Source organism: Bacillus sp. PS95 (genome assembly GCF_037963565.1).
Classification (GTDB): domain Bacteria; phylum Bacillota; class Bacilli; order Bacillales; family Bacillaceae; genus Bacillus; species Bacillus subtilis.
In genome coordinates this window covers 2,488,975-2,502,840 of the sequence record NZ_CP150160.1, presented here as the reverse complement: position 1 = coordinate 2,502,840, position 13,866 = coordinate 2,488,975, and the positions used below count along the sequence as shown (strand labels likewise).

Annotated in this window: 15 protein-coding genes; 10 read left to right on the top strand and 5 right to left on the bottom strand. The window is 41.5% G+C overall.

Annotation, left to right across the window (positions count from 1 at the left end):
• Positions 1-51 precede the first annotated feature (51 nt).
• A complete protein-coding gene (gene cshB / locus NSQ12_RS12900) occupies positions 52-1,368 on the top strand; it encodes a DEAD-box ATP-dependent RNA helicase CshB (RefSeq protein ID WP_032677120.1) in 1,317 nt (438 codons plus the stop codon).
• 9 nt (positions 1,369-1,377) lie between these two features.
• Positions 1,378-2,271 (top strand): deoxyribonuclease IV, encoded by an 894-nt coding sequence (locus NSQ12_RS12895; RefSeq protein ID WP_116316535.1) that lies wholly within the window; start codon positions 1,378-1,380, stop codon positions 2,269-2,271.
• 26 nt (positions 2,272-2,297) lie between these two features.
• Here the strand turns inward: NSQ12_RS12895 and NSQ12_RS12890 are convergent, their stop codons facing one another.
• Positions 2,298-2,552, bottom strand: coding sequence for a DUF2624 domain-containing protein (locus tag NSQ12_RS12890; protein WP_003230076.1), 255 nt, complete (start codon positions 2,550-2,552; stop codon positions 2,298-2,300).
• 115 nt (positions 2,553-2,667) lie between these two features.
• On the opposite strand from NSQ12_RS12890, the gene NSQ12_RS12885 reads away from it, so the two are divergent.
• Positions 2,668-3,549, top strand: coding sequence for a YitT family protein (locus tag NSQ12_RS12885; protein WP_003230077.1), 882 nt, complete (start codon positions 2,668-2,670; stop codon positions 3,547-3,549).
• Positions 3,550-3,686: 137 nt separating this feature from the next.
• On the top strand, positions 3,687-4,124 hold the full coding sequence (gene zur, locus NSQ12_RS12880) for a zinc uptake transcriptional repressor Zur (RefSeq protein ID WP_004398578.1): 438 nt from the start codon (positions 3,687-3,689) through the stop codon (positions 4,122-4,124).
• Positions 4,125-4,166: 42 nt separating this feature from the next.
• Here the strand turns inward: zur and NSQ12_RS12875 are convergent, their stop codons facing one another.
• Entirely contained in the window at positions 4,167-4,748 is a 582-nt protein-coding gene (locus NSQ12_RS12875; protein ID WP_273796523.1) for a hypothetical protein, read from the bottom strand.
• Between the two features lie 132 nt (positions 4,749-4,880).
• Between NSQ12_RS12875 and NSQ12_RS12870 the strand changes: the two genes are divergently transcribed.
• The gene (locus NSQ12_RS12870) at positions 4,881-5,270 is read left to right on the top strand and encodes a DUF308 domain-containing protein (protein WP_074794481.1); all 390 of its coding nucleotides are present in this window, start codon (positions 4,881-4,883) and stop codon (positions 5,268-5,270) included.
• A gap of 25 nt (positions 5,271-5,295) precedes the next feature.
• Here NSQ12_RS12870 and ispG read toward each other — a convergent pair whose 3' ends face one another.
• The 3 genes from ispG to NSQ12_RS12855 all read right to left on the bottom strand — a co-directional run bounded on the left by ispG (position 5,296) and on the right by NSQ12_RS12855 (position 7,707).
• A complete protein-coding gene (ispG, locus tag NSQ12_RS12865; protein WP_010886567.1) occupies positions 5,296-6,429 on the bottom strand; it encodes a flavodoxin-dependent (E)-4-hydroxy-3-methylbut-2-enyl-diphosphate synthase in 1,134 nt (377 codons plus the stop codon).
• A 122-nt stretch (positions 6,430-6,551) separates the two neighbouring features.
• Positions 6,552-6,851, bottom strand: a complete 300-nt coding sequence (locus NSQ12_RS12860; RefSeq protein WP_003230087.1) for a LysM domain-containing protein — start codon at positions 6,849-6,851, stop codon at positions 6,552-6,554.
• Between the two features lie 94 nt (positions 6,852-6,945).
• Complete coding sequence (locus NSQ12_RS12855) at positions 6,946-7,707, bottom strand: DUF1189 domain-containing protein (protein WP_029726709.1); 762 nt, start codon at positions 7,705-7,707, stop codon at positions 6,946-6,948.
• 109 nt (positions 7,708-7,816) lie between these two features.
• On the opposite strand from NSQ12_RS12855, the gene NSQ12_RS12850 reads away from it, so the two are divergent.
• From NSQ12_RS12850 to NSQ12_RS12830, 5 genes are all read left to right on the top strand, one after another.
• A complete protein-coding gene (locus NSQ12_RS12850; RefSeq protein ID WP_004398518.1) occupies positions 7,817-8,299 on the top strand; it encodes a DUF456 domain-containing protein in 483 nt (160 codons plus the stop codon).
• A gap of 178 nt (positions 8,300-8,477) precedes the next feature.
• Positions 8,478-9,086 carry a superoxide dismutase SodA gene (sodA, locus tag NSQ12_RS12845; protein ID WP_004398583.1) on the top strand — a complete coding sequence of 203 codons (609 nt, stop codon included), beginning with the start codon at positions 8,478-8,480 and terminating at the stop codon, positions 9,084-9,086.
• 106 nt (positions 9,087-9,192) lie between these two features.
• Positions 9,193-10,485: an MFS transporter gene (locus NSQ12_RS12840; RefSeq protein WP_003230095.1), complete on the top strand. Its 1,293-nt coding sequence runs from the start codon at positions 9,193-9,195 to the stop codon at positions 10,483-10,485.
• A gap of 113 nt (positions 10,486-10,598) precedes the next feature.
• Positions 10,599-12,749 (top strand): penicillin-binding protein 2A, encoded by a 2,151-nt coding sequence (gene pbpA, locus NSQ12_RS12835; RefSeq protein ID WP_017696170.1) that lies wholly within the window; start codon positions 10,599-10,601, stop codon positions 12,747-12,749.
• 154 nt (positions 12,750-12,903) lie between these two features.
• On the top strand, positions 12,904-13,806 hold the full coding sequence (locus tag NSQ12_RS12830) for a phosphate ABC transporter substrate-binding protein (RefSeq protein WP_017696171.1): 903 nt from the start codon (positions 12,904-12,906) through the stop codon (positions 13,804-13,806).
• Positions 13,807-13,866: the final 60 nt, after the last annotated feature.

The window sequence follows — 13,866 nt, the reverse complement described above, 5'->3', positions numbered from 1 at the left end:
GTATAATGTGATGATGGACACATAATGTGCCGCTTTAAGGAGCTGGGAAAAATGAAAGAAACGAAATTTGAACTTTATGAATTGAAACCATTTATTATAGATGCAGTACATCGCCTTGGTTTTTACGAACCGACTGATATCCAGAAAAGGCTGATTCCTGCAGTGTTAAAAAAAGAAAGCGTCATCGGCCAGTCTCAGACGGGTACTGGAAAGACTCACGCTTATTTACTGCCTTTATTAAACAAAATCGATCCTGCTAAGGATGTCGTTCAGGTAGTCATTACGGCTCCGACAAGAGAGCTTGCCAACCAGATTTATCAGGAAGCGCTTAAAATCACGCAGGGTGAAGAAGGAAGTCAGATTCGCTCGAAATGTTTTATCGGAGGCACTGATAAACAAAAATCAATTGATAAATTGAAAATACAGCCGCATCTTGTTGTCGGTACACCCGGACGGATTGCTGACTTAATCAAAGAACAGGCGTTAAGTGTTCATAAAGCGGAATCTCTTGTTATTGATGAAGCGGATTTAATGCTGGACATGGGATTCCTTGCAGATGTAGATTACATCGGTTCCCGCATGCCTGAGGATCTGCAAATGCTTGTGTTCTCAGCGACCATACCGGAAAAGCTGAAACCATTCTTGAAGAAATACATGGAAAATCCGAAATACGCCCATGTGGAGCCAAAACAGGTGACTGCTGCGAAAATCGAGCATATCCTCATTCCTTCGAAACATCGTGACAAGGACAAGCTCCTTTTTGACATCATGTCGCATCTGAATCCATACCTGGGGATTGTGTTTGCCAACACGAAAAATACGGCTGACCATATTGCCCAGTATCTGACTGGCAAAGGCATGAAAATCGGCTTGCTGCACGGCGGATTAACACCACGTGAGCGGAAAAAAGTCATGAAGCAGATCAATGATTTGGAATTCACATATATCATTGCAACTGACCTTGCCGCAAGAGGTATTGATATTAAAGGTGTCAGCCATGTTATCAACTATGAGCTGCCGGATGATCTCGATTTCTATGTTCACCGTGTGGGCAGAACGGCTCGTGCCGGCTCATCAGGACAAGCGATGACCATTTATGAGCTTACTGATGAGGATGCATTAGTAAGACTTGAAAAAATGGGCATCGAATTTGAGTACTTAGAGCTTGAAAAGGGCGAATGGAAAAAAGGCGATGACCGTCAGCGCCGCAAAAAACGTAAAAAAACGCCGAATGAAGCGGATGAAATTGCTCATCGTCTCGTGAAAAAGCCGAAGAAGGTTAAGCCTGGGTATAAAAAGAAAATGAGCTATGAGATGGAGAAAATCAAGAAAAAACAGAGAAGAAACCAATCTAACAAAAGAAAGTAGGGGAACCTGTTGCTGAGAATAGGCTCACACGTCTCTATGAGCGGAAAACATATGCTTCTGGCTGCAAGCCAGGAAGCAGTTTCTTATGGGGCGAATACGTTTATGATCTATACAGGCGCACCGCAAAATACGCGCCGAAAGAAAATTGAAGACTTAAATATAGAAGCAGGCCGGGCACATATGCAAGAAAACGGCATTGACGAGATTATCGTACACGCGCCTTATATTATTAATATTGGCAACACGACAAATCCGTCCACTTTTGAGCTGGGTGTTGATTTTCTTCGTTCAGAAATTGAACGGACAGCGGCCATCGGAGCGAAGCAAATTGTCCTTCATCCTGGCGCTCACGTAGGGGCAGGAGCTGAAGCGGGCATCAAAAAAATTATTGAAGGCTTAAATGAAGTGATTGATCCGAATCAAAATGTCCAGATTGCATTAGAAACAATGGCTGGAAAAGGATCAGAATGCGGCAGAAGCTTTGAGGAGCTTGCGCAGATTATCGAAGGCGTTAAACACAATGAGCAGCTGTCAGTGTGCTTTGACACGTGCCATACACATGATGCCGGGTATAACATTGTCGAAGACTTTGACGGAGTGCTAAATGAGTTCGATAAAATCATTGGCATTGACCGTATTAAAGTGCTTCATATCAATGACAGCAAAAATGTCAAAGGTGCGAGAAAAGACCGCCATGAAAATATTGGCTTTGGTGAAATAGGTTTTGACGCACTGCAATATGTTGTTCACCATGAGCAGTTAAAAGACATTCCAAAAATTCTTGAAACACCATACGTCGGTGAAGATAAAAAGAACAAAAAACCGCCATACCGTTTTGAGATTGAAATGTTGAAAGAAAAACAATTTGATGATACATTGCTTGAAAAGATTTTACAGCAATAAAAAATGGGGGATAACACCCCCATTTTTTAGCTTGTAAATTGTTTGAATAGTTCATTAACTGTTTGAGCTGTTTCTTTCGATGTAATCGTCTCTACTTGTTTCAGCAGCCGCATTCGTTCACTCTCATTAAAGATGTTTACATTTTTCCCGTATAACAGGTTCGCTACTTCAACGGCCTGCGATCTTGTTAAGCTGATTCCGTATTGTTTTGAGTACTTCAGCAAATCATCAGCAGTAGCCTGATTAAGCCGCTGCAAAATAATTCTTTGAAATAAAATCATCGGTCATTCCACCTCCAGACTTAATGTATGGGCAAATCAGTAAAATGTGTCAGTGTTTAATGGTAAAATAGATTTATAATGTATTTAAAATAGTTATTGCAGGAAAGGAGATTTTATGACCCCAACAAAACAACATAAGAAAGAAACATTTACCCATTTTATTTTCAGGGTCTTTATGATTCTGGTAGGAGCTGCATCTGCGGCTGTAAGTATTGAATTATTTTTAATCCCCAATGATTTTATTGATGGCGGGATTATCGGTGTATCACTTATTTTAGACCACCTCTTTATGTCAAACCCCTTTCTGAATTTCGCTTTTTTCGTTGTCATATTAAATATTCCTTTTATGATCTTCGGATATAAATATATCGGTAAGACCTTTCTAGTCTCTACGTTTATAGGGATTGTCGGGCTTGCCGTTATTGAATCCTCACTTCACCATGTAGAAGCCATTACAACCCAGCCTATTTTGGCTACTGTGTTCGGAGGTCTTTTACTCGGCTTTGGCGTCGGGCTTGTTATTCGAAACGGAGGTTCAATGGATGGTACAGAAATTCTCGGTATTTTGCTGACCAAAAAACTCCCGTTTTCAGTAGGTGAGTTCGTTATGTTCATCAATGTGTTCATTTTCATTTGGGCAGTTTTTGTGTTCGGTCCTGAGCAAGCGATGTACTCATTCATGACTTATTATATTGCGATGAAAACGATTGATGCCGTGATCCAAGGGCTTGATGAAACAAAAGCTGTCATTATTGTGTCTGAGCAGTATGATGAGATTTCCGACGCGATTTTGCACCGTCTCGGTCGGGGCACAACGAAGCTGAAGGGGAAAGGCGGATATACGGACGAAGAAAAAGACGTAATTTACGCGGTTGTCACAAGGCTGGAAGTGACAAAGCTCAAATCGATCGTGTTTGAAGTTGATCAAAATGCATTCATAACAATTATGAATACTCATGAAACGAGAGGCGGAAAATTCAAAAACGCAATCCACTAGGCTTTCATTTACTTTTATTCATTTTATGGGTATAATTTTATCTGCAGTAAAGAAAATGGCTTGCTGGACAGACAGCTGCCATTTTCTTTTTCATACATGTGATACGTTCTTAAGCAAAGCGAAAAGGGGGACCCTTCATGAACGTCCAAGAAGCGCTGAACCTATTAAAAGAAAACGGATATAAATATACAAACAAACGGGAGGATATGCTGCAGCTTTTTGCTGATTCAGACAGATATCTTACCGCTAAAAACGTACTGTCTGCACTGAATGATGATTATCCAGGCTTAAGCTTTGATACAATCTACAGAAATCTTTCTTTATATGAAGAACTTGGGATTTTGGAAACAACTGAGCTGTCCGGTGAAAAGCTTTTCCGATTTAAGTGTTCATTCACCCATCACCACCATCATTTTATTTGTCTTGCCTGCGGCAAAACAAAGGAAATTGAATCATGTCCGATGGACAAGCTTTGTGATGATTTGGATGGCTATCAGGTCAGCGGACATAAATTTGAGATTTACGGCACATGCCCTGATTGTACAGCGGAAAACCAAGAAAACACTACTGCGTAAAATGCGTATATATGAAAAAGGGGCCCGGTTTGGGCTCCTTTTTCAGTTATTGACGCGTATTAAGTGATGCTTGTTGTTGTTTATCCATTTAACGGCTTCTAGCCAGTTGTTTACTCTGATGATGTTTGAATCAATCGGAAGCTGATTATAAGGGGAATTGAACAAAATCACCGGTATCCCGGCTTCTTTCGCAATCATCATGGCATTACCGTGATGATCCTCAAAAAACAGGTCGATGTTATGATTCTTGACCGCTTCAACTTTGTGATGACCGCCAACGAGTTCGATGTGGTCATAATGAATGTTTTGTCTGTCAAACCATTCATAGGTAATATCAGTTAAATGAGTCCGTCTCGCTGTAATATAAATAAGCTTGTGCTCCTCTTTGAGAAGATCAAGTGACTGTTTCGCATGCTGTGCAAGCAATGCTTCCTTATATATGATCGCTTCATTTTGATTCATCCAATCCCAAAATTCTTCATGGGTAATGTTTAACAGCTTTGTTAAATCATAATCCGTCATATCGTTTAATGAAATGGAAAGATTAAACGAACGGTTCAAATAAGGGACGAATGTATCCTGAGCCGTGATTGTGCCGTCAATATCTATTCCTAAGCGTAACATGCCCACACTCCTTCAGTTTCATCCCTTCAAGTGTAACATAAACAATTGACATTAACAGAAAAGTTTAGCAAACATGAATCAGGCAAAATGGATCAAACTATAAAAGCTCCTTTAATAAAACAGAAGGGGGAATTGAAGGTGGCAAACGATTACGAAAAGCGTGATAACAACAGTTACTATGTTGATCATGGATCTGAAGGGACAAATATTAACCGCGACAATGACGGTTTTTTTGAGGAAACAGCTGCTGAAATCGCAGAGCCTTATCGTGCTGCTGACCGCAGCAATGACCAAGACAATGATCGCAGCGGCGGCAATGTCAATGAAGGACGGGGAATAGGATATATCGCTTTAGCCTTGTCCATCATTTCATTGTTTGTACTGCCTGTTTTATTGGGAGCTGCCGGTATTATTGTCGGCTATATCGCAAGAAGAAGAGGTGCTCAAGGCCTTGGCGCTTGGGCAATGGGTATCGGTGTCGTTTCATTAGTGCTTGGAATATTTATTATTCCATTTTTCTAACACAAAAAAGCTTGACGGGTTCCCGTCAAGCTTTTTGTGTTTCTTCTTTTAATTTTGCTTTTTCAGCTTCAAGTTTTGCGTAGTGTTCCTCAGCAAGAATGTCAATTTCTTTTTTGAGTTCTTCTACCATCGTTTCCTCTGGAACCTTACGGACAATTTTCCCTTTCCGGAACAGCAGCCCTTCACCGCGTGCGCCGGCGATTCCGATATCAGCTTCTCTCGCTTCACCAGGTCCGTTTACAGCGCAGCCGAGAACAGCAACTTTAATCGGCGCTTTTATCTTAGAAATATACTCTTCCACTTCATTGGCAATGCTGATTAGATCAATCTCAATACGGCCGCAAGTCGGGCAAGAGATGAGCGTGGCAGCATTGGAGGCTAAGCCGAAAGATTTCAGAAGCTCCCTTGCTACTTTTACCTCTTCTACAGGGTCTGCGCTTAGTGAAATGCGCATGGTGTTCCCGATGCCTTTGCTTAAAATGGCGCCGAGTCCTGCTGCGCTCTTTACTGTGCCGGCAAACAGTGTTCCTGACTCGGTGATCCCGAGGTGAAGCGGGTAGTCAAACGCTTTCGCCGCTTTTTCATAAGCCTCGATTGCAAGGTTCACGTCAGAGGCCTTCATGCTGACAATAATATCGTGAAAATCAAGATCCTCAAGAATTTTAATGTGATGAAGTGCGCTTTCTACCATTCCATCGGCAGTCGGATAACCGTATTTTTCTAAAATGCGTTTTTCCAATGAACCGGCGTTTACTCCGATTCTGATCGGAATGCCTTTGTCTTTGGCCGCTTTAACAACCGCTTCAACTTTTTCGCGCCGGCCGATGTTGCCGGGGTTTATTCGGATTTTATCTGCGCCGCCTTCAATGGCTTTCAACGCAAGTTTATAATCGAAATGTATGTCAACAACGAGAGGAATGGAAATGCGCTTTTTAATATCCGCAATGGCGTTTGCTGCCCGTTCATCCGGACATGCTACCCGAACGATTTGGCATCCGGCTTCAGCCAAACGGTTAATTTCTGCAACCGTTGCTTCTACATCATGTGTTTTCGTTGTTGTCATGCTTTGGATGACAACTTCATTGTTGCCGCCTATTGTTAAAGGTCCCACTTTGACGGGACGCGTTTTTGTACGATGTGTGATTTCACTCACTTGCAATCGCTCCTTAATTGTAGTTGCCGCTTCTAGATATAACAATTCTAGTATGGTTTATGTGAATTTATTTTACAAATTACATTGTAACAGTGTCTTCGCCGAACTGACAAGAAATTAACGTTAAATTAAGGGTAGACCGGGAATTTATACGCTGTTCCCGCTTGAATGGCATTGGCTTTCACATTTGGATTCAGTGCTTCAAAATCCTTTACAATGTCATCCGGAGAACCTGCTGATCCGACTATCGACATAACCGTATCACCCGGCTTTACCTTCACCGTTTTATAAGCCGGTTCTTGTACAGCCGTTTTTGCTGATGCTTCATAGACAGGGAGGTCCTGAATGGGTATGGTTCCAATTTTAAGGTCATAAAAAAGAATAAAAAGTATAAAAACAATGCTGCATACTAAGGTGAGACGCTTCATCGCTTTTCCTCCCGCATACGAAATTTTATATCATAGTATGCTTGTCCATTTCGATTCATGACAAAAGAAAAGAGACTGCGAATGCAGCCTCGGTTTATACAGCAGCTTTTTTGGACGGAATCTCTTTTAAAACGAGAAACAGGATGACAAAATTGACAAACCAGTTCAGCAAAAATTCACTTGGTACGGTTGCTTCTAATGCCCGCATGATTGTAAAGAATACAGTTGAAAGGGTGATGGAATAAGCAGAAAGCTTCCAGAGCTGATGATAGGATAAATGTTTTTTCTGCGAATTCTTAATGATTAACCCGATAAGCGCTAAAAACGATACTTCAATAAATTTTCCCGCTGCTGTTACGAGAAAAATAAGAGCTGAGAGAACAGTTACAATCATCGCTTTATTTTGGTTTAACCCTGCAATGACATCTTTTTTCTGTAACTCTGACGGCATCATTGAGTAAGACATTTCTTGGGCCTGTCCGTCAATGGCCAAAACAAATTTGTTCTGAAGGATGCCGATCGCGTTTTGCTTTGCTTCAATTTGTTCAGTGCCATAGGAGTCTGTCGGATCGAACACGATAACGAAACCATTTGCTTGAGATTCCGTGGCTTTTTTCTCATTCGTTTGAAGTTTGCCGTTTGAAATTGTGAAATCAGGGAAATCTTTGTTTAAAACAGTTTTAAAGCCGTTCATTGATTTTACGGTCCCTGTACTTACATAATAAGCGGTAGGGATTGCAAACAGGACAGAGAGCAAAAATACATAAAGAATCGCTTTTCCGATTCCTTGAAATCTTGTTTTTGCAATATCACGGGGAGAGTATGTACTTTTAATGAAAAGCTGAAACACATTCACTATCTTCACTTCCTAGCTAAACTAATATATGTTGCTTATTGTATCGTTGCATGCGTGTGAATACAAGGAAGACATGAAGAAGACAGAGTAAAATGGGAGGATGGAAGCTATGGATATGTTGTATTGGCTGTTGATTGCAGCGGTTTTTATCATTGCCTTTATCGGGCTGGTGTATCCTGTTATTCCGAGCGTAGTATTTATTGTTGCCGGATTTGTATTGTACGGATTTTTATTTTCATTCAGTCCGTATTCTTATATGTTCTGGCTTGTTGAGGCAGTTTTTGCCGCAGTATTATTCGCAGCAGATTACGTGTCGAATCTGCTTGGAGTAAAAAGGTTCGGAGGAAGCAAAGCTGCCATATGGGGAAGCACGATCGGTTTATTAATCGGGCCTTTTGTCATTCCGGTTGCAGGGATCATATTGGGGCCGTTTATCGGAGCTGTTTGCGCAGAACTTATCGTCCATCAGAAGGACTTAAAGTCAGCGTTTAAAATTGGCCTCGGCTCACTCATTGGTTTTTTAACAGGGGTTATTGCAAAGGGCATCATACAGCTTTTGATGATCGGTTACTTTTTATGGACGGTCCTATAAGAAATGCTGGCGGCAGGTTTAATGGGGCAGATTATCGGTTAAAGTGAAATATGTCCGCTGAAATGAGCCAAATCGTGAGCTTTTTCATTGATTACAAAGCATTCTTTTGTTACATTGAATGAAGAAAGGCTCGCTGTGAAGCGGCATTTCAGTACATATATACTAAGGAGGAATTATCATGGCTTACGAACTTCCAGAATTACCTTATGCGTACGATGCATTAGAACCGCATATCGACAAGGAAACTATGACTATTCACCATACGAAACACCACAACACATACGTGACAAATTTAAACAAAGCGGTTGAAGGAAACACTGCTCTTGCCAACAAATCAGTTGAAGAGCTTGTTGCAGATCTTGATTCTGTTCCTGAAAACATCCGCACTGCAGTCCGCAACAACGGCGGCGGACACGCGAACCACAAATTATTCTGGACACTTTTATCTCCAAACGGCGGAGGCGAACCGACTGGCGCGCTTGCTGAAGAGATCAACAGTGTATTTGGAAGCTTTGACAAATTCAAAGAGCAATTCGCAGCAGCAGCAGCTGGACGCTTCGGTTCTGGCTGGGCATGGCTTGTTGTGAACAACGGGAAACTTGAAATCACAAGCACGCCAAATCAAGATTCTCCGCTTTCAGAAGGCAAAACGCCTATCTTAGGTCTTGACGTTTGGGAGCATGCTTACTACCTTAACTATCAAAACCGCCGTCCTGATTACATTTCAGCTTTCTGGAATGTTGTAAACTGGGACGAAGTGGCTCGTCTATACAGCGAAGCAAAATAATGGCACAAACAAGGTCCTCATTATGGGACCTTGTTTTTTTATGTCTTCTTTTTACATATCTCGGTTTGAGTGAGACAGACTAAGGGATAGTAAAGGGGAGTTAGTAATGAGCAAACTAAAAAAAGTGATAGGCGATGTAGACGTAAACAAAGGGTTACTCTTTCTGCTGACCATTGGCGGGCTTTACTCGCTGGGAATTGCACTGTCCAATACATTTGTTAATGTGTATCTTTGGAAGCAGTCAGGGAAATTTATTGATTTGGCGATATATAATTTATCCATTGTGACAATGCAGCCGATAACCTTTTATTTGGCTGGACGGTTAGCCAAAAAAATAGACAGGGTATTCATTTTAAGGTTCGGCGTCATTTTTTTAGCTGCCTTTTATTTAAGTGTGCTTTTAGCCGGAGAAACGGCGGCCAGCCGTCTCGTGCTAATCGGCGCGGTGCTCGGAGTTGGCTATGGCTTTTATTGGCTAGCGTTTAACGTGCTGACCTTTGAAATAACAGAGCCGGATACACGAGACTTTTTCAACGGGTTTATGGGCATTCTGTCTTCCTCTGCAGGAATGATCGGCCCGATTGTAGCCGGATTCGTGATCTCAAGGCTTGAAAATAATACGGGTTATACAGTGATTTTCAGTCTCTCCCTCAGTTTATTTGCCCTGGCTGTCGTGATGAGCTTTTTCTTAAAACGGAGAGAATCAAAGGGCCGTTTTATGCTGAGCAAAGTATTTGGAGAGCGCCATAGCAATATGAATTGGCGGAGAATCACGAATGCGCATTTTTTTCAGGGTTTGAGAGAAGGGATTTTTGTCTTTTTAATCAGTGTGTTTGTATTTATTGAGACAAACAGCGAACTTGCTCTCGGTACATTCGGTCTTGTCAATTCAGCTGTTTCCTTCTTTGCCTACTACTTTGCATCCAGGCTGATTAAGAAAAAGGCGAGAAAAAAATCGATTTTGCTGGGCGGACTTATTTTGTATGGCGCGCTGTTTTTGATTCTGTTCCATATGAGCTTTTCGACATTATTAACGTATGGCGTTTTTATTGCCATCGGCTATCCTCTGTTGCTTGTGCCATATGTATCACTTACATATGATGTGATAGGGCGCGCGAGGCATGCCAGAAAAGCAAGAATTGAATATATCGTGCTTAGAGAAATGTTCTTGAACGCTGGCAGAATTGTTTCCATTTTGTGCTTTCTCCTGATTGTGGCCCTTCTGAAAGAGGATGTGGGAATTCCTTTGTCACTTGCGATATTGGGTATAGGACATCCTTTGATTTATTACTTTGTCAAGGATATCCGTTTTAAGGAGAAAGAAGGGGAAAATGAAACCATGGAAGAAGACGGCCAAAAACGGGTAACAGAACCGACCCTGTTAAAAGGCGAGAGATAATTTTTTTGCCAAAAAGGGGTTATCTGTAGAAAAAAGTCGAAAAAACCTTTAAAATGAAAACTGGCACTCTTACTTGAGTGTCTTTTCTTTCTGTAAATAGAAAAGGTGATGTTATGAGGAGAAATAAACCAAAAAAGCAAAATCATAAAGAGAAAAAGAAGTCGCTTCCGATCCGGCTGAATATTTTATTTTTAGCTGCCTTTGTTATATTTACCTGGATTATTGTGGAACTGGGCATCAAGCAGATCGTGCAAGGCGATGATTACAAAAACCAAGCGAATAAGCAGGAACAAAGTGAAGTCAGCTCAGCGGTACCACGCGGGAAAATTTATGATCGAAACTTTAATGCCATTGTGACAAATAAGGCTTTAAATGCAATCACATACACGAGATCTAAATCGACCACGCAAGAACAGCGCTTAAAGATCGCAAAAAAGCTGTCTGACATGATCAAAGTCGATACAAAAAAAGTAACAGAACGGGATAAAAAAGATTATTGGATTTTGACTAGACCGAAAGAAGCAAAAAAGCTCATTAGCTCTAAAGAAAGACAGCAGGTTGAAGACAAAAAAATATCCGATGACGATTTATACCAGCTTCAGCTAAAACGGATTACTGATAAGCAGTTGAATGAATTGACGGATAAAGATATGCAGATCCTCGCTATCAAAAGACAGATGGATTCGGGCTATGCATTGACCCCTCAATATATCAAAAACGAAGATGTATCAGCGAAGGAAATGGCAGTGGTAAGTGAACATTTAGACGAACTGCCAGGTGTTGATGTCACGTCCGATTGGGAACGTGAATATCCGTATAAAAACCTTCTTCGCTCAGTGCTCGGAAGTGTTTCCAGCTCTAATGAAGGATTGCCGTCCAACTTGCTCGACCATTATCTGTCGCTTGGCTACAGCCGTAATGACAGGGTCGGAAAAAGCTATTTGGAATACCAATACGAAAGCCTTCTGCAGGGCCAAAAAGCCAAAGTCGAAAATATCACAGATTCAAACGGCAATGTCACGGGAACGAAAACCGTTTCTGAAGGTAAAGCCGGTAAAGATCTCGTGCTTACGATTGACATTGATTTGCAAAAAGAAGTGGAAAAAATCATTGAGAAGAACCTCAAATCTGCTAAAGCAAGACCAAGCACGCAATTGTTAGACCGGGCATTCGTTGTCATGATGGACCCAAGAAACGGTGAAGTGCTTTCAATGGCGGGCAAGCAGATTAAACAAGAAAATGGGAAATATAAAATTGATGATTACGCTTTAGGTACAATGACGTCATCTTACGCCATGGGTTCAGCAGTCAAAGGGGCAACAGTCTTGACAGGCCTTCAAACCGGTGCCATCAACCTGAATACAGTTTTTCAGGATGAACCATTGTATATCGGCCAGGATAAAAATGGTAAAAAATCCTGGACTACTTTAGGACCTGTTAACATTCAAAGAGCCTTAGAGCAGTCTTCCAACGTATTTATGTTTAAAACAGCGATCGCGCTCGGAAAAGGTGAATATAAACCGCACCAGGCTTTACCGATTGATACGACGGCCTTTGATACGTTCCGTAATTATTTCAGCCAATTTGGATTAGGTGTCAAAACTGGAATTGATCTTCCGAATGAAATGACAGGCTATAAAGGAACAGACAGATTGACGGGATTCTTGCTTGACTATGCGATCGGGCAATACGACACATATACACCGCTGGAACTTGCGCAATACGTATCAACGATTGCAAACGGCGGATATCGCTTAAAGCCTCAGCTTGTAAAGGAAGTCAGAGAACCTGATGCTAAAAGAGGGATCGGTGCTGTCGTACAGTCCGTTCAGCCGGAAGTGCTGAATAAAATCGACATGAAGAGTGAATACATTAAAGAGGTTCAGGCCGGATTCAGACGGGTGATGACAAAAGGGACAGCTGCCAGCCAATTTGCTTCAGCGTCATATCAGCCTGCCGGCAAAACAGGAACAGCACAATCGTTCTATGATGGACCTGATAAATCAAAAACAGGAACAGCGACTTATAATACGACACTTGTTGCCTATGCACCGGCTGATAATCCTGAGATTGCGATCTCTGTAGTAGTCCCTTGGGCTTATATTGATTACAGCGCTAAATATACCATTACAAACGAAATCGGCAGGGAAGTAATGGATAAATATTTTGAGCTGAAATCGAAGCAGGACAAAGAAGATACTCAGCAAAAGAATAAAGACAAAATTGAAGAAAATGCAGAAAACACAACGTCTTCTGATAACTAAAAAGAAACGCTCACATGATGTGGGCGTTTTTTTTATACAAAAAAACGCACTGATTTACAAAACCTTAACATTCGGTTCAAACCCTTTTTACATAGAACCTTTACTCTATACGTGTAGGACAAATTACACATTATACGCAGGGGGAATTCAGGAAATGAAAAAAAACAAATTGGTGCTTATGCTTCTGATGGCTGCTTTTATAATGATTGCAGCTGCATGCGGAAATGCAGGAGAAAGTAAAAAATCGAATAGCGATTCTGCAAAAGGAGAAGAAAAGGCATCAGGTTCTTTAACCATTTCTGGTTCATCGGCCATGCAGCCACTAGTACTTGCAGCCGCGGAAAAATTTATGGAAGAAAACCCTGATGCTGATATACAGGTACAAGCTGGCGGTTCTGGAACAGGGCTTTCTCAAGTCTCTGAAGGAGCTGTTCAGATCGGGAATTCAGACGTTTTTGCTGAAGAAAAAGAAGGCATCGATGCAAAAGCGCTTGTCGATCATCAAGTCGCTGTAGTTGGTATGGCAGCAGCTGTAAACCCTGATGCTGGTGTGAAGGATATTTCAAAAGATGAATTGAAAAAAATCTTCACTGGCAAAATTAAAAACTGGAAAGAGCTCGGCGGCAAAGACCAAAAGATTACACTTGTAAACCGTCCTGATTCTTCCGGCACACGTGCTACATTTGTGAAATATGCGCTTGACGGAGCGGAGCCTGCAGAAGGCATTACTGAAGATTCCTCCAACACGGTGAAAAAAATCATTGCTGATACTCCGGGAGCGATTGGATATCTTGCATTCTCATATTTAACAGATGACAAAGTAACTCCTCTATCTATTGACGGTGTTAAACCTGAAGCGAAAAATGTAGCAACTGGCGAGTATCCGATCTGGGCTTATCAGCATTCTTATACAAAAGGTGAAGCGACAGGTTTAGCTAAAGAATTTCTTGATTATCTAAAGAGTGAAGACATTCAAAAAAGCATTGTTACTGACCAAGGCTACATTCCGGTTACTGATATGAAAGTGACACGCGATGCCAACGGGAAGCAAAGCTGATCTTAATAAAAAGAGGAGTGCGGGGACAACCGTTTCTCCTCTTAACACATTCATAGGAGT